Origin of the sequence: Burkholderia sp. Bp8984 (genome assembly GCF_003853755.1) — a bacterium.
In the GTDB taxonomy this organism is placed as follows: domain Bacteria; phylum Pseudomonadota; class Gammaproteobacteria; order Burkholderiales; family Burkholderiaceae; genus Burkholderia.
This window is the reverse complement of sequence record NZ_QTQN01000056.1, coordinates 12,623-32,892: the sequence shown is the minus strand read 5'-3', so window position 1 is coordinate 32,892 and position 20,270 is coordinate 12,623. Positions and strand designations below refer to the sequence as shown.

Here is a 20,270-nt window from a genome sequence, read left to right as displayed (position 1 = left end):
ACCGCAAGGACGATTTCTTCTCGAATCCGAAGTCGGACCGCGCGAAGGACTTCCTCGCGAAAATCCTGCACTGAGCGATCCCGCGCCGCCGCCCGTTCCACGCCGATGCTCCCGATGAAACGACTGCCTTCCCTCAATGCGCTGCAGGTCTTCGACGTCGTCGCGCGACACGGCAGCTTCACGCGCGCCGCCGGGCACCTGTGCCTGACGCAGGGCGCCGTGAGCCGGCAAATCCTCGCGCTCGAAAGCTTCTATCAGTTTCCGCTGTTCAAGCGCACGCCCAAGGGGCTGACGCTGACGGCCGAGGGCGAGCTCCTGTTGCCGACCGTGCGCGAAAGCTTCGCGCGCATCGAGGAAGTGTCGATGCGCCTGTCGCGCAGGCGCACCGAACTCGCGCTGAAGGTGCCGACCTGCATGATGCAGTGGATGCTGCCGCGCATCATGCGGTTCCAGGCCGAGCATCCCGAACTCCAGGTGCAGATCACCACCACCTGGGAGCATCACGTCGATTTCCGCATGGAGCCGTTCGACGCCGCGGTGATCTACGCGCCCGGCGCCGGCCCTGACACGCATGCGATCCCGTTGTTCGAGGAACGGCTCACGCCCGTCTGTGCGCCGAGCCTGCTGGACCGGCAGCCGCTCGCGAGCCTCGACGACCTGCTCCGTCACACGCTGCTGCATCCGACACGCGATCACCGCGACTGGAAGCGGTGGCTCGACCATGCAGGCGCGCCGCACGTCGACTCGACGCGCGGGTTGAGCTTCGAGACGCTGGATCTCGCCACACACGCGGCGATCGACGGTTACGGCATCGCGATCGGCGACCGGACGCTGGTGGACGAGAGCGTGGCCGCGCACCGGCTCGTGATGCCGTTCGACGTCGCGTTGCCGACGGGGATGGGCTATTACTTCGTGTATCCGGCCGGAACCGAACAGCAGCAGAAGATCCAGCTGTTCGGCGACTGGATCGCGGACGAACGCGCGTGGCGCTGCGGCGACACGCCGGCCGTGCCGCCGTCTCCGCGATCGCCATCGCCATCGCCGGAACTTCCGGACTGAACCGCGTCACGCGAGCGCCGCTCGCGTACGCGGATCTGCCCGGTCATGCGGTCGACGAATCCCGGAGTGAGGAAAACGGTTGTCGTTCCTTTCTCCGCCGTTGTCGGCGACGTAGCGCTCCCACCTGAAACCTGTCGACCAGACGGCCGGCCTCGTCGCGCGAAGCCGCGCGCGCGATCAGCCGATGCTCCGCGCCGTGGATTTCCGGCGTCTCGGACAGGAGCGCCGTGCCGCCGATGCGTTTCAGCAGATCGACGGCCGCGCCGAGCGCGGAATTCCGCGGTCGTCCCCGACTAGCCGTCGGACCGCCCCATCGCAGGCCGGCCGTCAGCCGCGAGGCCGGCACGGTGCTGCGCCGCGCGCCGATCCGCCAGTCATGCCGATGGGCGTCCCAGCGCGATTCAACCCGGACACAACAACCGCAAACTTACGATTGAAAATAACTCTCATTTGCATTAAATTCCGGCGCGCAAATGTACCGTTTGGAACACGGATGCCGGCGCAACGCGGCTCGTGGTGCCCGAACGCGAACCAATTTCTCAGGGACGGGTATGAGCAGAAAGAACTGGGCGGCCGCACCGATGGCCATCGCCGTCGGCACGGTCGGGCTGAACGTCGCCAATGCGCAGGAGCTGGTGCTTCCGGCCGTCGAGATCTCGGCGCAGCGCACGAAGGCACCGTTTCGCGCGCCCGACTCGACGAGCGCGACGCGCACCGAGGCGGACGTGATGGAGATCCCGTTCGCGGTCAGCAGCGTCGATACGAAACTGATCCAGACCGTGGCCGCCACCCGCGGCGAAGACCTGTACGACTGGGTCGCCGGCGTCGCGCGGCAGAACAACTTCGGCGGGCTGTGGGACAACTACGCGGTGCGCGGCTTTGCCGGCGACGGCAACACGTCCGGCACCGACTACCTCGTCAACGGCTTCTCGTGGAATCGCGGCATCAGCGTGCCGCGCGACACCGCGACGCTCGAGCGCATGGAAGTCCTCAAGGGCCCCGCGTCCGCGCTGTACGGCCGCGGCGACCCCGGCGGGCTCATCAGCTACGCGACGAAGCAGCCGCAGTTCAAGCGCTCGAACACGATCGGCGTGTCGGCCGGCAGCTACGGCGCGCTGCGCGAGACGCTCGATTCGACCGGCCCCGTCACGCAGTCGCTCGCGTACCGCTTCGTCGCGATGAACGAGGACAACGGCAGCTTCCGCGACACGGTGTCGAGCAAGCGCTACCTGTTCGCGCCGTCGTTCACCTGGGATATCGGCGCCGACACGACGCTCCACTACGAATTCGAGACCGCGCGCCAGCGCGCGCCGCTCGATCGCGGCGTGGTCGCGGTCGGCGGCCAGCTCGGCGCGGTGCCGGCGTCGCGGTTCCTGGGCGAGCCGCGCGACGGCGACTACGACGTGCGCAACTCGGGGCACCAGTTCACGCTCGAACATCGCTTCGATGCCGACTGGTCGGTCAACGCCGGCTTCGCGCAGCGCGACACCGACCTGTCCGGCCGCTCGTCCGAAGCGTTCGCGCTGCAGCCGGACGGCCGCACGCTGTGGCGCCGCTACCGGCAGGTCGCGTTTCACTCGAACGACGTGCAGGGGCGCGTCGAAGTGGCCGGCAAGGCCCGCACGGGCGCCATCGACCATGCGTTCGTGATGGGCGTCGATGCGTATCGCTTCAACTACGACCAGTTCGTCGCGCGCTCGACGCCGACGGCCGCGGCGCCGTATGCGATCGACATCTTCGATCCGGTGTACGGCCAGCCGGCGCCCGTGCCGCGCACCGCGACGAACCTGCTCGAGCGCGACGACGGCCAGGGCCTGTACGCGCAGGACACGCTCGCGTTCGGGCCGCACTGGAAAGTGCTCGCCGGGCTGCGCTGGGACCGCTTTCACCAGTCGGTCGAGAATCGCCTGAAGGGCGTGACGACGAGCCAGCTGCAAACGGCGCTGAGCCCGCGGCTCGGCATCGTGTACGAGGCCAGCGCAGCGCTGTCGCTGTATGCGAACACCGCGTACTCGTTCCGGCCGAACAACGGCGCCGACGCGAACGGCCGCCCGTTCGATCCCGAGAAGGGGCACGGCTACGAAGCCGGCGTGAAGTGGGCCGGCACGCGCTGGCTCGCGACCGTCGCCGCGTTCTACGTGAACAAGCGCAACGTGCTGACTGCCGATCCGGCGAATGCCGGGTTCTCGCGTGCGGCCGGCGAAGTACGCAGCCGCGGCGTCGAATTCGAATGGAACGGCGAACTGGGCCACGGCTTGCGCGGCATCGTCAACCTCGCCTACGTCGACGCGCAGGTCACGCGCGACACCGTCCTGACGCCGGGCGCGCGCCTCGTCGACATTCCGCGCCTGAGCGGCAGCGCACTGCTGATGTACGAAACCGCGCTGCCGCTCGTCGACAAGGCCGGCGCGGGCGCGGGCGTGATCTACGTCGGGCGCCGCGCGGGCAACACCGCGAACACGCAGGACGGCTTCGACCTGCCCGCCTACGCGACCGTGCAGCTCAACGGCTACGTGCAGGTCAACAAGCATCTGCGCGCGTCGGTCGTGCTGAACAACCTGTTCAACCGCACGTACTACGTCAGCTCGTACAACAGCCTGTGGGTCACGCCTGGCGCGCCGCGCAGCCTGTTCGCGTCATTGGCGTATTCGTTCTAGGCCGGCGCGGCGGGTCGACGGGCAGGCGCGGGGCGCGATTCGGCGATGCGTCGATTCGGCGATGCGTCGACGTGCCGGGGCCCGCAACCGGCCATCTCGAATCGTCAGGCAGCCAGCCACTGCGCCGCATCCGCCGCATCCACCGGAATCTCCGGATTGAACCGCGTCATGCAGTTCAGGTCGAGCGCGCGGATCTGCTCGGTCATGAAGTCGACGAAGATCCGGATGCGCGTCGGCAGGTGTTGCCGGCTCAGATAGCAGATGTAGTGGCCGCGATCCTGCGGCACATGCTGCGCCAGCGCGACGACGAGTTCGTTCGACGCGAGATGGTCGCGGATCTGGTAGCCGGCCATCTGCGCGATGCCCGATCCGTTCAGCACCGCGCGCAACACGAGATCGGCGTCGTTAAAGGTGCGGCGCGCCGTCGGCAGGTACTTCTGCACGCGGCCGTCCACGTTGAATTCCCATTCGAACAGGCGCCCGCTCGCGAACCGGAAATTGATGCACTCATGGCGGTCGAGGTCCTCGATGCGTTGCGGGAGCCCGTGCGCCGCCACATACGACGGCGCCGCGCAGAGCGCCATCTGCATCGGAATCAGTTGCCGGGCGATGATGCTGGAGTCCTCGATGCGCCCGTTGCGGAACGACACGTCGATCCGCTCGGACACCAGGTCGACGGGCCGGTCGTCGAGCAGCAGATCGACGATGATGTCCGGATAGGCGTCCGCGAACTTCTCCAGCAGCGGCGCCACGATCTTCCTGCCGAACCCCGCGGCCGAGCTGATGCGGATGAGGCCGCGCGGCGGCCCCTGCCGCAACTCGAGCATGTCGTTCATCGCTTCGACGATCTGCGCCACGCCCTGATGGCAGTTCTCGAAGAAGCGCCGGCCCTCGCACGTCAGCTCGGTCGTGCGCGTGGTCCGCTGGAACAGCCGCGTACTCAGTTGCGCCTCCAGCTTCTGCACGTTGCGGCTCACGGCCGGCCGCCCGACGCCGAGCAGTTCGGCGGCCTTCGTGAAGCTCCCCTCGCTCGCCACCGCAACGAACGCGAGGATGCCCGCATAGCTCGCACCGAAGCTCGCCGACAGCGCATCGGCGCGACCGGTCAGGTCGCGACGAACGCCGTGCTCCGATGTTTCCGAATGATTCATTTCCGCTGCCCCCAAGCATGCTGCTCATACGGATCGGCGCGTCGCCGGCATGCGCCGGCCGACCGCCTGCGTGCGAACGCGATTCAGCGCCCCGCCAGCCACGCGTCGAGGCCGATGCGCCCGAGCCGTGCCGCGCCGAGCGGCACCAGCGACGTTGCCTCGACGCGGCCGCCGTAGTAGCGGGCGTCGCGATCGGTCACCACCGCGCGTGTGTCGCCGACAGACTTCAGATAGCGCGCGACGATTTCCGCGAACGGCGCGCGATCCGGGCCCGCGATCTCGATCGTGCCGTTCTGCGGCCCGGCGAGCGCGGCCTGCGCGACGAGGGCCGACACGTCCTCCGCGGCGATCGGCTGGAACAGTCCATCACCGATGCGCACGGTGCCGTCTTCCGTGCCGGCATCCGCGATGCCGCCGATGAATTCCATGAACTGCGTCGCGCGCACGATCGTGTACGGCACGCCCGCCGCCTCGATCGCCTGCTCCTGCGCGACCTTGGCCAGGAAATAGCCGTTCTCCGGCATGCGGTCGCAGCCGACGATCGACAGCGCGACGTGATGGCGCACGCCCGCGGCCACTTCGGCCTTGCCGAGATTGCGCGCCGACGTGCGGAAGAAATCGAGCACCGCCTGCGGCTCCCATGACGGCGCATTCGCGACGTCCACGACGACGTCCGCGTCCGTCAATGCGTCGGTCAGGCCTTCGCCGGTGATGGTATTGACGCCGGTGCGCGGCGATGCGGCGAGCGCCTGGTGGCCGGCTTCCTCGAGCAGCGTGACGACACGCGAGCCGATCAGGCCCGAACCGCCGATGACGACGATCTTCATCGCAAAATCTCCTGACGAATGGATTGCAGTGGAATGTGACGGGGCGTGACGGCTGCCGGATCGGGTGAACGCGGCGATGACCGTCCATCGCTTGGCGCAATTGTGGAAGAATCATGTCCTATCCAGCAGTGCCAAGAATCGTCGATCGGACTGATCCATGCCGTGCCTGTCCCCGTCATCCGCGAGACCGTCATGTCTGAGCAACCCTCCACCCTGACCATCGAAATCGACCGGCAGCATCGGTTGCCGATCTATCTGCAGATTTGCGAGCGGTTCAGAACCGCGATCGCCGCGGGCCACCTGCGTCCGGGCGATCGCGTGCCCGCGCTGCGCGGCCTCGCGACGCAGCTGAACACCGCGCGCGGCACCGTCGAACAGGCGTACACGATCCTGGTCGACGAGGGTTATCTGCAGATGCGCGGCGCGGCCGGCACGTTCGTCTCGCCGTCACTGCCGAAATCGGTGACGCGGGCGGCGTCCTCGCGTGCCGACGATCCGGCCCGGCACGCCGAGGACGCCGGCCGGCCCCAGCCGCCGGGCATGTCACGCGACAGCCCGCCGCCGCCGCGCGCGCAACCGATCGCCGTCGCGCTGAGCGGCGAGCCGCGCCCGCTGCAGCCCGGGCTGCCTGCGCTCGACGCGTTTCCGCGCAAGGTATGGCACCGGCTCGTGTCGCTGCGCGCGCGCAGCGCCGACCGCGCGCTGCTGGGCTACCCGAATCCGGCCGGCTACCGGCCGCTGCGCGAGCACATCGCCACCTATCTCGGGCTGTCGCGCGGCGTCACCTGCGTGCCCGAACAGGTGTTCGTCACCGGCGGCTACCGCGCGACGCTGGAACTCGTGCTGCGCAGCCTCGCGCGCCCGAACGACCGTGTGTGGTTCGAGGATCCCGGCTATCTGCTCGCACGCAGCTTCCTGTCCGAGACCGGCGTGGAACTCGTCCCGGTGCCGGTAGACGCCGACGGAATCGACGTCGAGCGCGGCCTGCAGCTGGACGCGCACGCGCGCTTCGCGCTCGTGACGCCGTCGCAGCAGAGCCCGCTCGGCCATACGCTGTCGCTGTCGCGGCGCATCGCGCTGCTGGACTGGGCTGAAAAGACGTCGGGCTGGATCGTCGAGGACGACTACGACAGCGAGTTTCGCTACCTCGGCCGCCCGCTGCCGGCGCTGAAGAGTCTCGACCGGCGCGATCACGTGATTTATTGCAGCACCTTCAGCAAGGCGATGTATCCCGGCTTGCGGCTCGCGTATGCGGTCGTGCCGGAACGCGCGGTGGAACGCGTCGAACGCGTGGCCTGCAGCATGAACGCCGGCTCGCCGACGCTCCTGCAGGCGGCCCTCGCGGATTTCATCGAACAGGGGCACTTCGCCCGGCACCTGAAGCGCATGCGCACGCTGTACGGCGAGCGCCGCACGCTGATCGTGAACGCGTTGCGACAGGTGTTCGGCAAGCGACTGATCGTCGAACTGCCGGTGGGCGGCATCCAGTTCGCGGTGCGGTTCACCGACGGCCCCGACGGGCCGGTCGACGACGTCGCCGTCGCCGCACGCGCGCGCGACGCGGGGCTCGCGGTTGTGCCGCTGTCGATCTGGTACACGAACAGCCATACGCAGCAAACGCCGCGCGGCCTCGTCATCGGGTTCGCGAACGTCGCCGACGCGGACGAAGCGCACCGTCACGCACGGACGCTCCTTGCGTGTCTCGGCGGATGAAGCGCGGCTTGCGGCTTGCGGCGATGGCGTGCGCCGCGTCGACAGGCGCGGCCGATCCCGGATGGGGGTCCGATTGGTGTCGAACGGGAAACAGACAATCGCACGGAACGGCCATACCGCCCGCCTGGGCGCGCCGCTAGCATGGCAGCGTCTTTCTCGCGCAGACGAGCCCGGAGCCGGGCTGCACCGGACGCTTGCCGCATTCGTCATGCCATCGACCGCGCCCGTCATTCGTTGAAGACGCTTTTTTGCCCGGGCAGTCCTGCCCCTTCGCGGCACGTTTCGACGATCGAATGACCGACGGTCGGCGCGCGTTGCCGAATTCGAGCACGCATCATGGATGACAACACGCTGCAGGCCCCGCCGCTTTCGCTCCTCGACCGGTATCGCGGCCAGGATTTCCAAGCGCTTTACATCACGACCGTCACCGTGTCCGGCGGCGAGACGGGCCACGGCCGGGCCTCCGGCGTGGTCCGCTCGGACGACGGCAATCTCGCCGTCGATCTGCGCCTGCCCACCGAGTGCGGCGGGCCCGGCACCGGGACCAATCCGGAGCAGCTGTTCGCGGCGGGCTTCGCCGCCTGCTTCCACGGCGCGCTCAACCTGCTCGGGACGCGCGCCGGAGTGGAGACGCCGGATACCGCCGTGGAGGTGCAGGTTTCGTTCGGCCGCGATCCGATGGACGGCGGCTACGCGTTGCTCGTCGACGTCCGGGTACGGATGCCCGGCGTCGATCGAAACGTCGCGGAAGAACTGGTGCGTACCGCGGAACGCTTGTGCCCGTACGCGAAGATGGCGCGGCAAGGCACCGTCAACATCGTGACCGTCGTCGACTGATTCGACGACGAGGCCAACCATGCATCTCGGGAAATCGTACAAGCTCTCGGAATTCCTGATCTGGACGCGCTGGAAAATCTACGAGCTGCTCGTCTTCGGATCCGTGCCGGTCGTTCTGTATCAGTTCTTCTCCGTGAGATGGCTGTCGATACCGCTGACGATCGTGGCGCTGCTCGGCACCGCGACGTCGTTCATCGTCGGCTTCAAGAACGTGCAGACCTACAACCGCGCCATGGACGCGCTGGAAATCTGGACCGAGATCCTGAGCAAGAGCCGCCGCTGGGGCCAGCTCGCGCGCGACTTCGTCAGCGACGACGAGAGCGCCCGGAAGCTGGTCTATCGGCACCTTGCCTGGCTGACCGCACTGCGCTACGACCTGCGCCGCCCGCTGATCTGGGAAAGCACGAGCAAACGCTACAACGCGGAGTACCGCCGGTTCTATCGTGTGCCGGAGTGGGAAAAGGACATCCGGGAATTGCTGCCGGAATACCTGTCCCCGGCCGAAACGGAACAGGCGCTGGCCTCCGCTTCCGTCGCCACGTTCGTGCTGAGCCTGCAGGGCACGTCGCTCAGGACGCTTCACATGGCCGGCCATCTGAATTCGAATTTTTATATGGAGCTTCAAAGGACGATCGGCGACTTCATCGATCTCCAGGCCCGCTCGGAACGGTTCAAGAACTTCCCGTATCCGCGCCAGTACGCAACCGTCAGCTCGCTGTTCGTCCGGTTCTTTTGCCTGTCGCTTCCGTTCGGTCTTCTGAACGAATTCAACCGGCTGAACGACGGCGTGAGCGGCTTCATGCACGGCAACATGGTCTGGCTCGTCGTGCCGTGCAGCGTCGCCGTTTCGTGGATGTACACCTCGCTCGAGCAGGTGGGCGAAAGCACCGAGAACCCGTTCGAGGGCGGCGCGAACGACGTGCCCATTTCCACGCTGTGCAGCACGATCGAGCGCGACCTGAAAGCGATGCTCGGCGAACGCGCCGGCGATCCGTCGAGCCGCACGGTCATTGCGCTGTAGCGCGTCGGCGGCTCGCGTCTGCCCCATCGGCGGCACCGCTGCAGCCGGTGGAAAGGCCGACGCAACCGATACGCGGCGTTCTCGCCGCATTGGTGCGAAGCGGGCAATACCATGCATCCCGGGACGATCTGGCCCGGCGACGCGTCTTTGCCTAGCATGCAAGTGCGCGACGACCATCCTTCGGATGGCGGTCATGGGGAACGACCTGCGGGCAAGCGCCGCGCCGATACGTACGGCCCGGAACCCGCGCGTCGGTCAATACAGGTACCCGGGAGGGATATGGAGAACGAGAGGTTGCAGCCTCCGTCACCGACACTGCTCGACAAATACCGCGGACACGAATTCGTCGCGCTCTACGCGACCACGGTCACCGTGTCCGGCGGCAAGACGGCACACGGCCGTGCATCGGGCGTCGCGCGATCCGACGACGGCTGTCTCGCCCTCGATCTGCGCCTGCCGCGCGAACTCGGCGGCCCGGGCGGCGGCACCAATCCCGAGCAACTGCTCGCGGCCGGCTACGCCGCGTGCTTCCACGGCGCGCTGAGCCTGCTCGCGCAACGCGAGCGGATCGACATCCGCGACACGACCGTCGCAGTCGAAGTATCGTTCGGCCGCGATCCAGTCGACGGCGGATATGCGCTCGCCGCCAACGTCACCATCCGCATGCCGGGTGTGGACCGGCAGGTTGCGGAACGCCTGGTCCGCGATACGGAGCGCCTGTGTCCCTATACGAAGATGGCACGGCAGGGCATCCGCGGGGTTGTCGCGGTGTCGGACTGACGAACGTCGGCGGCGCGCCGCCACACCCGGCGCGCGATTGGTTCCGAAGCGGCAATAGAGTGCGCACCTTCCCGGCACTACTGGCCCGTGGGACCTGCAATTACGATGGTTGCCAGGCCGCTCGCGCAATGAATGGTCATGCGCAGCGCCGACAGCCATGCTTCAGCAATCAGGAGAACGTATCATGACGCAACGTATCAACTACTTTCAGCAATCGCCGGAGCTGACGAAGAAGCTCGTCGAGCTCGACGGGCTGCTTCAGAAGACTTCGATCGAAGTGCCGGTTCGCGAGCTCGTCGAGATCCGCGCGTCGCAGCTCAACGGCTGCGCGTTCTGCGTCGACATGCACATCAAGATGGCCAGGATCCACGGCGAGCGCGAGCTGCGCGCGCATCACGTCGCGATCTGGCGCGAGTCGCCGCTGTTCTCGCCGCGCGAGCGCGCCGCGCTCGAATGGACCGAAGCGCTGACGCAGCTTTCGCCGCACGGCGTGCCGGACGATCTCTACGATCGCGTGCGCGCCCACTTTGCCGAGAAGGAGGTGTCGGATCTCACCGTCCTCGTCGGTGCGATCAACTGCTGGAACCGGCTGAACGTCGCGTTCCGGATGGTGCCCGGCTCGTTCGACAAGATGTTCGGTCTCGACAAGGCCAACCTGGAGTAACGACATGAAACGCATCGTGCTCGCGCTTGCACCGCTTGCGCTGTCGCTGCTGATGCCCGTCCCGCCGGCTGCCGCCGCGCCGCAGGCCAAGGTGACGCAACTGACCACGGAGCCGCTGCCCGAGTATCCGGGCAAGGAAGTGGAGATGATCGTCGTCGATTATCCGCCCGGCAGCGTCGACCCCGTTCATCGCCACGACGCGCACGCGTTCGTCTATGTGCTCGACGGCAGCATCGTGATGGGCCTGAACGGCGGCAAGACGGTCACGCTGCACGCGGGCGACACGTTCCACGAAGGTCCCGACGACGTGCACACGGTCGGACGAAACGCCAGCGGTACGAAGCCGGCGAAATTCGTCGTGTTCCTGCTCAAGAACAAGGGCGCGCCGGTTCTCACGCCGGTGAAGTAGCGGGATCGTCGTCGAGGCGCCAGGTCGGCCGGAAACGGCAGCTCGGCGCCGCGAACGCACGCGTTCTGCAACGCGACGGCTTGCCTGGGCTGGCTGGCCGACGCCGTCTCGGCCGGCGGACAGCCGGCAACCGGTCCTGCAAACCGCATGCCCTGCCTTTGAAGGCCCTTCGCTGAAAAGCCGGGATCGGCTGCGTACAGCCGGATGCCCGATGCGGGCGACACATGGACATGAGCGCGACGGATTGGAAATCCTCAATCTTGCGACGATCCCATCGACACGTCGCCGACGAGCACCCCTCTCAACTGCTCTCGCCACGCCGTGACATTCTCCGCACCGTTCAGTCGCTCGAACTCCCGTTGCGCTGCCTGCCAGAGTGGCGATGCTCTTTCGTGCAGGCGCCGGCCCTCCTCGGTGAGTTCGACGAGGCGGCTTCGGCCGTCGGTGGGCGAGGGCTTGATCGTGACGAAGCCGTCGCGCTCCAGGAAGCCGACCATTTTCCCCATCGCCGTTCGTTCGATATCGAGCCGTTCGGCAAGGGCGTTGACGGGGGTACTTCCCACTTCGTGCAGGGCGGCCAGGGTGAGGAATTGCGTGATGCGCAGACCCGACGGCTCGAGATGGCTATCGTAGAGTCGGGAGATCTGCCTGCTCGCCTTCCTGACGGCGAAGCAGTTGCATTGATCGATGCCGAGCGGCTGGTTCACGGGCAACATCGGTTGCACTCCTGATTTCGGTTGATTGCGCGAACGCTACGCGCGCGTCGCGCGAAGCTACGGTGGCAGCTATCGATGATAGCCGGGAGCGACGGCGCTGGCCTGCGATCTGCGCACCTCGCGGCTCGCCGCCGAATCCGGCCCGTGTCGACTGCGGTGTTCAAAACCCTGCCGGCGGCGTGATGTAGCCGGGTATCTCGGCCGCGAGCGTGCTCTTCAGCACCGCTGTCCCCTCGTCGGCCATGACCTCGCTCTTGCCGGCGGCGAGCGCGTCGTAGGTCCGTCGCACGACGTCCTCGGGACTGGCTTTGGGCACGTCGATGCCGTTGGTCAGATCGGTGTCCACGAACCCGACGTGCAGGCCGAGAACCTGGATGCCACGCTCGCGCAGGTGAAAACGAAGCTGGTTCGTGTAGCTCCAGGCGGCGGCTTTCGACGCCGCATACGGTGTCAGATAGGGCCGCGGGAGCCACACGATGTCGGAAAGCACGTTGATGATCGCGGTATGCGGCCGGGCCGCCAGGATCTGTTCGAAAGCCCGTGTGACGCGCACCACGCCGTGGTAGTTGGTATCGAACAGGCGGGCCGACTGCGCTTCCACGTCGGCCGACAAAGGCCCGTCGATCAGCGCGGCAATGCCCGCGTTGTTGATCAGTAGCGTCGTGTCGGCCGCTTGTTTCGCCGCCTCGGCGATCGACGCCGGATCCGTGACATCGATCCTGAGCGGCACGATGCCCGGCTCGTCGAAACCGCTCGTGTTGCGCATACCCGCGTACACCTTCGCCGCCCCGCGCCGAAGCGCCTCGCGCGCAAAAGCGAGGCCCAGGCCGCGATTGGCACCGGTGATGAAGACGGTAGCGTTCTTGATATCCATGACAAGCTCCTGTTTCAAAAGCCGCGTGCCGGGAAAGTGTCGACTCCATCCACGAGCGCGCGGGCGCCTGGTTCAAAGGAAGACGTGTTCCGGCAACTGCTTCGAAAGCGACTCCCGCAGACGGGTCGCGAGAGTCAGTACGGCGCCAAGCGGGCTCATCCGCACGCTGACTCGCGGCACCGAGCCGTCGGCGTTGCGATCGGCGACCACGACCGCGCTCAACGTCTCGCCGCTCGTCAGAACGGCCTCGTATTCGAGAAAAAGCCGCGAGCCGACGACTTGAACGAACGTTGGCGCCTGCGACACGTAAAAGGTCCCGACGGCGTCGACGGCGAGCCGGATTTCGTCGCGCCCGATCATGGGAGCGCGCAACACCGAGCTGACCAGCTCGGCGTCGGCCGTCAGATCATCGAGAAACGGATGACGATCAGGTTGGACGGGTGACATGTTCAAACCTCCCGATTCGTTTCAAGCACGTGTTCACACGAATGCGGCCCGATACTTCTCGACGAACTGCTGAACCGACAGCGGCGGCGTTCCGGTGACCTTCTCGACGACGTCGTTGGTGCCCGAGAAGATGCCGTCGTGGTAGTTCTGCGCGACTTCGACCAGATGCTGCGTGAGGAACGGCGGAAACTTGTAGAGGGTTTCCATCTTGTTCCGGAATGCCTCGATGGAAGTCGGCGCGTATTCGATCCGGGCGCCGAGAACCTCGCTCATCGCGGCTGCGATCTCGACGTGGTTCATCTCGACGGGGCCGTGGAGCGTGTAGGTCTTGCCCTCGTGGCCTTCGGGGCTGGCGAGGATGTGGGCAATCACGCGGCCCTGATCGTCGCTGGCAATCGGCGCGTGACGGCCGTCGCCAAACGGAAATTCGATCTTCTTCGTGGCCCATATCTCCCGCGCAAAATGCGGATAGACGAGCCAATCGGCGAAGAAGGTCGGGCGCAAATGCGTCGTCGCGACACCCGACCAATCGAAGACCTGCTCGGAGACCCAGTGATCCTGTGCCGCGTGGCTCAGCGACTCCCGGCGCGCGGAAATCTGCGACATGTTGACGATCGCCGTGACGCCCGCTTCCTTTGCTGCCTGCGCGAAATACGCCGCGGCCCCGATGATTCCCGGCGCGATCGGATGAAGGAAATACGCCGAGCGGATGCCTTCCATCGCTGCCCGAATCGCGTCGATGTCGGTGAAGTCGCCGACCGCGACATCGACGCCGCGCTGCCTCAGGACTGCCGCCCGATCATCATCCGTGCGCACATAGGCCCGCACGCGTTTGTGCATCTTGAGCAGCTCGTCAATGGCCATACCGCCGGTGCGTCCGGTTGCACCGCTTACAAGGATCTCAGGCTCGTTCATCGCTTCGCTCCGTTCGAAAGTGAGAGCATATGCTCCCTTGAGACGAAGATTAGGAGCATATGCTCTCATCGTCAAGTTTTTTTGTTGTGGCCCCGGATAACATCATGCTCGGGTCGGCAGACGGCGTTGCTAGCGAGCATCGACAGGAGGCCGGGCAGGGTGTCCCGCGATTGAAAGCGCCAGAGGCGTCGATATCGTCCTGGCTTACCTGGATGGCGGAATGTTCAGTGTCTGCTCGCCTTGAGAAGAGAGGGGCCCGTGCGATTCGACGATGTGATTTCCCGTGGCGCGGCGAGGGCGCTGGAGATCATCAGTAAGGGCCCCGAGTATTCGATCTGCCCGTGGATTCGTACCGGCTGCAAACCGCAAATTGCCGTTCGCGCCGGTCATCGCCAGCAATTCACTGACCGACGATGCACATGAGACGCGTCGCGCCAACCCCCCGGCGCGACACACTAGCGCTTTGAAGCACGCCTGCGCGTCGTCGCCTTTGCTGCCGCGACCGGCGCCACTTCCGCCGGGGCAGCCTCCGTGCCCGTCCGCTTGAACCACGGCGAACCCAGCGTGGCCGCGCTCATGTCCGACGCAGCCGCGAGCAATAGCGGCGCGAGTTCCTTCAGGCGCGATTCCGGCAGGCGGCTCGTCGGCCCGGCGAGGCTCACGATACCGACCACTTCGTTCGTGACAGGATTGCGCACGGCCGCCGCGATCGACGTCATGCCGACCTCGTACGTCTCGATCGCCATCCCGTAGCCACGCTCGCGCGCGCCATTCAGATCCTTCAGGAACTGCTGGATCGTCTTCGGTGCGCGCGGTACATTCTGCGCCTTCGCGCCGAGGCCGCCCTGCCTCGACACCAGTTCGATCGCGCGCTCGTCGGGCAGCGTCGCGAGCCACGCCTGGCCGCTCGCGGTGCAATGCAGCGGCGGCTGGCTGCCCATGTCCGGGTCGTAACGCAGCCCGGACTTCGCACCCTGCGCCTTGCCGACGAACGTGATGTGATCGTCCTCGACCACGCCCAGCCGTGCCAGTTCGCCCGACGACTCGGCCAGGCGATCGAGCACCGGCTGGGAAATGTCGAATACCCCGCTCGTCGACAAATAGATCAGCGCGAGCGACACCAGCTTCAGCGCCAGCATGTACTCGCCGTGCTCCTCGTCCTGACGGACGAACCCCTCGTCGATCAGCATCGACAGCAGGCGATGCGTGCCGCTGCGGGGAATGTTCAGCGTATCGGCAATGGTGGCCAGCGGCATGCGGCCGCCGTTCTTCGCCAGCAATTCCAGCACTGCGAGCGCACGCTCGAGATTTCCTGCCATGGCGCCTTCTCGTCCGTATGGTGAATGTCAAATAAGAACACAATTCCATACTGGAATTCAAGAGAATTTGCGCGACGCCGCCCCCCCACCGTGGCGCCGCGCTCGCCGTCAGTGGCCGGCAGCCCCGCTCACTGCCACGAACCTCCCGCGATGGCGCGCGCCCTTGAGCAGCACCGCTGCACCGCCCACGGCCGCCGGCACCGCAAGCGCCGCGAAGACCTGGCCGAAACTCCAGTTCGCATGGAGCATGGCCGCGCCCAGCATCGCGCCCGCGATGCCGCCGAAACGGCCGACCCCGAGCATCCAGCTCGTCCCGGTGGCCCGCATTTCGGTCGGATAGGAGCCGGCCGCCAGCGCGCAGAAGCCCGTATTCGAACCGTTCATGCAGTACCCGATGCCGAACGCGAGCACGCAGATGACGCCGAACGGATGAGCCGACACACCCATGTACCAGGCCAGCGCGCCGCCGGCGAGCACGGTCGCGCCGAGCGCGGCGTGCGGATTGAACCGGTCCATCTGCCAGCCGATCAGCAACGAGCCGACCGTTCCGCCCGCCTGGAACAGCGCGCCGACGATCGCCGCCTCGGCCAGCGAAAAACCCAGACCGCGAATCAGCGTCGGCAGCCAGTTGCCGAGCAGATAGACGGTCAGCAATCCCGCGAAGTAGCAGATCCACAGCATCACCGTGCCGAACGCATGTTCGCGCGACAGAATCGCGCGAACGGGGCTACGCACGTCGCGCGCCGGTTCGGCGGACACGAACCGCGTCCGTGCGTCGGCGACCGCCGGCTGTATGCGATTCAGCACGCCGATGAGCCGTGCGCGGCGCCGCTCCGACAGCGCGAGATACCGTGCCGATTCCGGCAGCCATTTGACGAGGATGGGCACGTACGCGATCGGCAGCACGCCGCCGAGCAGCAGGACCGAATGCCAGCCCCACGTTTCGATCATCCACGCGCTCACGAAACCGCCGCCCGCCGCGCCGAAGGTGAAGCCGCAGAACACGGCCGTCACCATCAGCGCGCGCCGCCGCGGCGGCGCATATTCAGCCATCAGCGTGGCCGCATTCGGCATCGACGCGCCCAGGCCGATGCCGGTCAGGAAGCGCAGCACCGTCAGCGACACCACGCCGGTCGCAAACGCCGATGCAATGCTCCACAGGCCGAAGAACATCACCGCGCTGACCATCACCGTCTTGCGGCCGAAGCGGTCGGACATCGGGCCGGCCGTGAGCGCGCCGAACGCGAGGCCGAGCAGGCCACCGCTCATCACGGGGCCCAGCGCGTCACGCGGAATCGACCACGCGCCGGAAATCGACGGCGCGATGAAGCCGATCATTACCGTGTCGAGCCCGTCGAGCATCACGATCAGCATGCACAACACCAGCACGAGCCACTGGAACCGGCCCACCGGCCGCGTATCGAGAAATTGCTGAACGTCGAGCGAGCGCGTGTCTTTCGATTCGCCATCCTGAATGAAATGTTTCGGCCGTCGGGCCGTCTGCGAGGAAGTCATGCTGATGTCTCCGGAGATGCTGTTCTTGTTGTCGTATCGAATGCCCGATCCGCGCGCTGGCGCGATGCCTGGCGCCGATCGGGCCCGTTGCGTCGAGAAGGCGGCCGCCGCGCGATCAGGCCGGCACGGCCGCCGCATCGATCACGGCAACGGTGGCTTCACGCAGGCGGCGCGCGCGCTCGACGGCAGGCGTCGTCTTCGCCCACGCTTCGTTCGGCACCTCGACGCTCACCGGCAGGTGAGCGGGCAGCGCGCGCAGGATGCCCGCAAGGTCGAGACCGCCCTCGCCCGGCACCATCCGCGCGCAGCGTGCCTGGAACAGCAGCGTGTCGACGTCGGTCGGTCGTTCGGCCGGCGCATCGCAGAACTGGACGTAGCCGAAGTACGCGTGCGGCAACGCGCGCAACGCGTCGAGCGACGAGCCGGTACGATCGAAGTGGATCGGATCGACGATCAATCCGGTGTTGCGCCGGCCGCACGCGTCGACGATGCGCGCGCCGGCGCCGATGTCCTTCACGTCGGTCCACGGCATCGGCTCCAGCGACGGCGACAGGCCGAGCGGCGCGGCCAGGTCGCACAGCCGGCCGAGCCGGTCGACGGTGCGCGCCTCGTCGGGATCGTTGCCGGCCACGAGGACGTAGCGCGCGCCGAGCTCCGCCGCCGTTTCGAGCATCGGCAGGTAGTGCGTCACGTCGGTATCGGGCTTCAGGCGCGCGATCTCGACGTCGAGCACACGCATGCCCGTATCGCGCAGGACCGCCAGCGTTTCGCGCCTGAGCGGCGTATCGCCGACGATCTCGTGGCGAACCTCGGTGTCGGTGGCCGGCAGCAGTCGCAGGCCGACGTAGTCGTAGCCGGCGTCGACGGCGCATCGCACCATCTGCGGCGGGCTCAGTTCGAGCACGGTCAGCGCCGACAGCGACAGCGCGCGGAATTGAGGCTGGGTCATATCGTCTCCTTGAGCGTCATGGCGCAATACGCGGCACGTTCAGCGCAACGGCGAAAACGGCGCGGGCACGCAGATCGTCGATTCCATGGTCGTGAGGTGGGCCGGGCCGCCCTTCGGCGGCCAGATGCCGTCCTTGACCGCTTCGGCGCGAATGCGCGAGCGCTCGTCCACGCTCGCATACGGCCAGATGTTCAGGAACCGCGGCGTGTCGCCGTCGAGCGCATACATCGCGCCGACCAGCGGCGAGCGGCGGGTGCGCTCCGGCACCGCCTGCTCCCACACGTCGATCGTGTGCTGCAGGCTGCCGAGCTTCGTGCCATATACGCGCATCTCGTAGATGCCGCCGTGCACGGCCGGTTCGATCGGCGGCAGGAACGGGAACAGCGCATAGCTGGCCGTCTTCACGTCGATGATCGATTCGCCGCAGCGGAACGGGTTGCCTTCGAGCAGCATCCGTTTGCGCTCGGCGACGAGCGCGGCCTCCGATTCATAACCGCGCAGCACCAGCACCTGACCGAGCGTGCCGATGTCCGAGTACCACGCGCCGAGCAGCCTGCCGCCGTGCGGATCGCCGCTGGCCTGAATCCCTTCGAAGACCTGCGCGTTCGCGCCGATCTTCACCGTGAGCGTCACTACGTCATACAGTCTCATTGCGTTGTCCTCGAGGATGAATCGATGCCGGCACGCGCGGATTCGGGCGCGGCGTCGGCGAGAGAAAGGCCGGCGAGATAACCGAACGTCATCGCCGGGCCGAGTGTGATGCCGCCGCTGGGATAGCAGCCGCCCATCATGCTGGCGGAATCGTTGCCGACCGCGTAGAGGCCGGCGATCGCACGGCCGGCGTGGTCGAGCACGCGCGCGTCGCGGTCGGTGGCCAGGCCCGCGAACGTGCCGAGGCTGCCCGGCAGCAGCTTCACCGCATAGAACGGCCCCGCGTCGATCGGCGCGAGACATGGGTTCGGCTGCCGGTCGGCATCGCCCTGCACGCGGTTGTACGGCGTCGAGCCCTTGTGAAACGCCGGATCGCAACCCTGCTTCGCGTACTGGTTGTAGGCCGATACCGTGTCCACCAGCGAAGCGGCGTCGATTCCGCATTCGCGCGCGAGCGCGTCGAGCGTCGCGCCGCGCTTCAGATAGCCCGAGCGCCGGTACGGGCCGGTCGGGAACGGAAACGGCTTCGAGAAACCGAGCCCATAGCGCCGCTGAAAGCGATGGTCGCAGACGAGCCACGCGCATACTTCCTCGCCGGCCGGCGTCGTGTCGAGCAGCGCGGCAATGAAGTCGTGATACGACGATGCCTCGTTCACGAAGCGCCTGCCCGCGCGTGTCACCGCGATCACGCCCGGCTTCGCGCGTTCGATCAGATGCGGAAACGCAACGGCGTCGCCGCCCGGTTGCGGCACCAGCGAAACGGGCGCCCACGCGGCCGGCGCATCGAGCGACCGGTCGAAATGCGCACCGATCGATTCGCCGAGCCGGATCCCGTCGCCGGTATTGCAGAGCGGCGCCGCCGACCAGTGATCGCGGCCCGACGGCGTATACGCGAACGTCTGCGCACGCCGCGCCTGATCGTGAGGGAAGCCTCCGCAAGCCAGCACGACGCCGCGCGCCGCGCGCACCTCGTGCACGATGCCGTCGATCGCCACGCGGGCGCCGATCACGCGCACGTCGTCGCGCAGCAGGCCGATCGCCTTCGCATGGGTGCGCAGGTCGACCCCGCGATCGGCGGCCGACTTCAACAGGCGCGCGACGAGCGCATTGCCGTTGACGAGATGCATCGAGCGCCCGTAACGCAGCTTGTGCCACGCGAACGCGGCCAGCCGGCGGCCGACATGCAGCGCGGAGCTCAGCGAGCGCGTCGCGCGATAGAAATGCGCGAGATCCTGGCCGGACGCGAGTGCCATCCCCTTGAGCGTCGTCACCGACAGCGGTGTGCGCAGCTTGTCGATCAGCGGGCCCAGTTCACGGCCGTCGTACGGCATCGCGCAGACCGAGCGCCCGCCCGTGCCGGCACCCGGCGTGGTGTGGAAATCGGGAATGCGGTTGCCGTCGACGAAGCGCAGCGCCGTGTTCCGCTCGAAGAATTCGATCATCTCCGGGCCGCGTTCGAGCAGCGCATCGGCCTTCGCCGCATCGAACTGCGCGCCCAGCTCGTTCTTCAGGTACGTGCGCGGCGCATCGATGTCCTCGCGAATGCCGGCACGTGTCGCGAGCGGATTGCGCGGAATCCACATCCATCCGCCCGACCACGCGGTGGTGCCGCCGAACACGGCCTCCTTCTCGGCGACGATCACGCCCAGGCCCCGCGCCGCCGCCGTGACGGCCGCCGCGAGGCCGCCCGCGCCGGAGCCCAGTACCAGCACGTCGCAATCGAGTATCGGTTCACGCTTCATGTTCAGTCCTGCCCGTTCAGTATC

General features: G+C 67.1%; 20 protein-coding genes. 8 read left to right on the top strand and 12 right to left on the bottom strand.

The window, feature by feature from the left end:
• Window positions 1-114: 114 nt before the first annotated feature.
• Window positions 115-1,059: a LysR substrate-binding domain-containing protein gene (locus DID98_RS33860; RefSeq protein ID WP_260428133.1), complete on the top strand. Its 945-nt coding sequence runs from the start codon at window positions 115-117 to the stop codon at window positions 1,057-1,059.
• 43 nt (window positions 1,060-1,102) lie between these two features.
• Here DID98_RS33860 and DID98_RS33855 read toward each other — a convergent pair whose 3' ends face one another.
• A complete protein-coding gene (locus tag DID98_RS33855) occupies window positions 1,103-1,405 on the bottom strand; it encodes a UxaA family hydrolase (protein ID WP_260428132.1) in 303 nt (100 codons plus the stop codon).
• Between the two features lie 205 nt (window positions 1,406-1,610).
• Between DID98_RS33855 and DID98_RS33850 the strand changes: the two genes are divergently transcribed.
• A complete protein-coding gene (locus tag DID98_RS33850) occupies window positions 1,611-3,716 on the top strand; it encodes a TonB-dependent siderophore receptor (protein WP_124572126.1) in 2,106 nt (701 codons plus the stop codon).
• A gap of 104 nt (window positions 3,717-3,820) precedes the next feature.
• On the opposite strand, the gene DID98_RS33845 is transcribed toward DID98_RS33850, so the two are convergent.
• Window positions 3,821-4,867, bottom strand: coding sequence for a LysR family transcriptional regulator (locus DID98_RS33845; RefSeq protein ID WP_124572125.1), 1,047 nt, complete (start codon window positions 4,865-4,867; stop codon window positions 3,821-3,823).
• Between the two features lie 83 nt (window positions 4,868-4,950).
• The gene (locus tag DID98_RS33840) at window positions 4,951-5,694 is read right to left on the bottom strand and encodes an SDR family oxidoreductase (protein ID WP_044848713.1); all 744 of its coding nucleotides are present in this window, start codon (window positions 5,692-5,694) and stop codon (window positions 4,951-4,953) included.
• A gap of 192 nt (window positions 5,695-5,886) precedes the next feature.
• Here DID98_RS33840 and DID98_RS33835 point away from each other — a divergent pair, with 192 nt between their 5' ends.
• From DID98_RS33835 to DID98_RS33810, 6 genes are all read left to right on the top strand, one after another.
• Window positions 5,887-7,407: a PLP-dependent aminotransferase family protein gene (locus DID98_RS33835; protein WP_124572124.1), complete on the top strand. Its 1,521-nt coding sequence runs from the start codon at window positions 5,887-5,889 to the stop codon at window positions 7,405-7,407.
• Between the two features lie 336 nt (window positions 7,408-7,743).
• Complete coding sequence (locus tag DID98_RS33830; protein ID WP_124572123.1) at window positions 7,744-8,244, top strand: Ohr family peroxiredoxin; 501 nt, start codon at window positions 7,744-7,746, stop codon at window positions 8,242-8,244.
• Window positions 8,245-8,263: 19 nt separating this feature from the next.
• A complete protein-coding gene (locus DID98_RS33825) occupies window positions 8,264-9,265 on the top strand; it encodes a bestrophin family protein (protein ID WP_124572122.1) in 1,002 nt (333 codons plus the stop codon).
• A gap of 279 nt (window positions 9,266-9,544) precedes the next feature.
• Window positions 9,545-10,045 (top strand): Ohr family peroxiredoxin, encoded by a 501-nt coding sequence (locus DID98_RS33820; RefSeq protein ID WP_124572127.1) that lies wholly within the window; start codon window positions 9,545-9,547, stop codon window positions 10,043-10,045.
• 184 nt (window positions 10,046-10,229) lie between these two features.
• Entirely contained in the window at window positions 10,230-10,709 is a 480-nt protein-coding gene (locus tag DID98_RS33815; protein ID WP_124572121.1) for a carboxymuconolactone decarboxylase family protein, read from the top strand.
• 4 nt (window positions 10,710-10,713) lie between these two features.
• Window positions 10,714-11,118, top strand: a complete 405-nt coding sequence (locus DID98_RS33810) for a cupin domain-containing protein (protein ID WP_124572120.1) — start codon at window positions 10,714-10,716, stop codon at window positions 11,116-11,118.
• A gap of 254 nt (window positions 11,119-11,372) precedes the next feature.
• Here the strand turns inward: DID98_RS33810 and DID98_RS33805 are convergent, their stop codons facing one another.
• The 9 genes from DID98_RS33805 to DID98_RS33765 all read right to left on the bottom strand — a co-directional run bounded on the left by DID98_RS33805 (window position 11,373) and on the right by DID98_RS33765 (window position 20,246).
• The gene (locus DID98_RS33805) at window positions 11,373-11,834 is read right to left on the bottom strand and encodes a MarR family winged helix-turn-helix transcriptional regulator (RefSeq protein WP_124522716.1); all 462 of its coding nucleotides are present in this window, start codon (window positions 11,832-11,834) and stop codon (window positions 11,373-11,375) included.
• A gap of 160 nt (window positions 11,835-11,994) precedes the next feature.
• A complete protein-coding gene (locus DID98_RS33800; protein ID WP_124522714.1) occupies window positions 11,995-12,708 on the bottom strand; it encodes an SDR family oxidoreductase in 714 nt (237 codons plus the stop codon).
• 72 nt (window positions 12,709-12,780) lie between these two features.
• A complete protein-coding gene (locus tag DID98_RS33795; protein ID WP_124572119.1) occupies window positions 12,781-13,155 on the bottom strand; it encodes a hypothetical protein in 375 nt (124 codons plus the stop codon).
• A gap of 33 nt (window positions 13,156-13,188) precedes the next feature.
• On the bottom strand, window positions 13,189-14,070 hold the full coding sequence (locus DID98_RS33790) for an NmrA family NAD(P)-binding protein (RefSeq protein ID WP_124522710.1): 882 nt from the start codon (window positions 14,068-14,070) through the stop codon (window positions 13,189-13,191).
• A gap of 455 nt (window positions 14,071-14,525) precedes the next feature.
• Window positions 14,526-15,389, bottom strand: a complete 864-nt coding sequence (locus DID98_RS33785; protein WP_124572118.1) for an IclR family transcriptional regulator — start codon at window positions 15,387-15,389, stop codon at window positions 14,526-14,528.
• 108 nt (window positions 15,390-15,497) lie between these two features.
• Window positions 15,498-16,904, bottom strand: a complete 1,407-nt coding sequence (locus DID98_RS33780) for an MFS transporter (RefSeq protein ID WP_124572117.1) — start codon at window positions 16,902-16,904, stop codon at window positions 15,498-15,500.
• Between the two features lie 115 nt (window positions 16,905-17,019).
• A complete protein-coding gene (locus DID98_RS33775; RefSeq protein ID WP_124572116.1) occupies window positions 17,020-17,853 on the bottom strand; it encodes a sugar phosphate isomerase/epimerase in 834 nt (277 codons plus the stop codon).
• A gap of 39 nt (window positions 17,854-17,892) precedes the next feature.
• Window positions 17,893-18,504: an NIPSNAP family protein gene (locus tag DID98_RS33770; protein WP_124530270.1), complete on the bottom strand. Its 612-nt coding sequence runs from the start codon at window positions 18,502-18,504 to the stop codon at window positions 17,893-17,895.
• Window positions 18,501-20,246: an FAD-dependent oxidoreductase gene (locus tag DID98_RS33765; RefSeq protein WP_124572115.1), complete on the bottom strand. Its 1,746-nt coding sequence runs from the start codon at window positions 20,244-20,246 to the stop codon at window positions 18,501-18,503. The genes DID98_RS33770 and DID98_RS33765 overlap by 4 nt, the downstream gene beginning before the upstream one ends.
• Between the last annotated feature and the right edge of the window lie 24 nt (window positions 20,247-20,270).

Coding starts and splice junctions, on each gene's coding strand:
- DID98_RS33825 (WP_124572122.1), top strand. CDS start 8,264: ATGCATCTCGGGAAATCGTACAAGCTCTCGGAATTCCTGATCTGGACG.
- DID98_RS33830 (WP_124572123.1), top strand. CDS start 7,744: ATGGATGACAACACGCTGCAGGCCCCGCCGCTTTCGCTCCTCGACCGG.
- DID98_RS33780 (WP_124572117.1), bottom strand. CDS start 16,904: ATGACTTCCTCGCAGACGGCCCGACGGCCGAAACATTTCATTCAGGAT.
- DID98_RS33850 (WP_124572126.1), top strand. CDS start 1,611: ATGAGCAGAAAGAACTGGGCGGCCGCACCGATGGCCATCGCCGTCGGC.
- DID98_RS33860 (WP_260428133.1), top strand. CDS start 115: ATGAAACGACTGCCTTCCCTCAATGCGCTGCAGGTCTTCGACGTCGTC.
- DID98_RS33770 (WP_124530270.1), bottom strand. CDS start 18,504: ATGAGACTGTATGACGTAGTGACGCTCACGGTGAAGATCGGCGCGAAC.
- DID98_RS33840 (WP_044848713.1), bottom strand. CDS start 5,694: ATGAAGATCGTCGTCATCGGCGGTTCGGGCCTGATCGGCTCGCGTGTC.
- DID98_RS33795 (WP_124572119.1), bottom strand. CDS start 13,155: ATGTCACCCGTCCAACCTGATCGTCATCCGTTTCTCGATGATCTGACG.
- DID98_RS33845 (WP_124572125.1), bottom strand. CDS start 4,867: ATGAATCATTCGGAAACATCGGAGCACGGCGTTCGTCGCGACCTGACC.
- DID98_RS33790 (WP_124522710.1), bottom strand. CDS start 14,070: ATGAACGAGCCTGAGATCCTTGTAAGCGGTGCAACCGGACGCACCGGC.
- DID98_RS33820 (WP_124572127.1), top strand. CDS start 9,545: ATGGAGAACGAGAGGTTGCAGCCTCCGTCACCGACACTGCTCGACAAA.
- DID98_RS33835 (WP_124572124.1), top strand. CDS start 5,887: ATGTCTGAGCAACCCTCCACCCTGACCATCGAAATCGACCGGCAGCAT.
- DID98_RS33805 (WP_124522716.1), bottom strand. CDS start 11,834: ATGTTGCCCGTGAACCAGCCGCTCGGCATCGATCAATGCAACTGCTTC.
- DID98_RS33785 (WP_124572118.1), bottom strand. CDS start 15,389: ATGGCAGGAAATCTCGAGCGTGCGCTCGCAGTGCTGGAATTGCTGGCG.
- DID98_RS33810 (WP_124572120.1), top strand. CDS start 10,714: ATGAAACGCATCGTGCTCGCGCTTGCACCGCTTGCGCTGTCGCTGCTG.
- DID98_RS33765 (WP_124572115.1), bottom strand. CDS start 20,246: ATGAAGCGTGAACCGATACTCGATTGCGACGTGCTGGTACTGGGCTCC.
- DID98_RS33815 (WP_124572121.1), top strand. CDS start 10,230: ATGACGCAACGTATCAACTACTTTCAGCAATCGCCGGAGCTGACGAAG.
- DID98_RS33800 (WP_124522714.1), bottom strand. CDS start 12,708: ATGGATATCAAGAACGCTACCGTCTTCATCACCGGTGCCAATCGCGGC.
- DID98_RS33775 (WP_124572116.1), bottom strand. CDS start 17,853: ATGACCCAGCCTCAATTCCGCGCGCTGTCGCTGTCGGCGCTGACCGTG.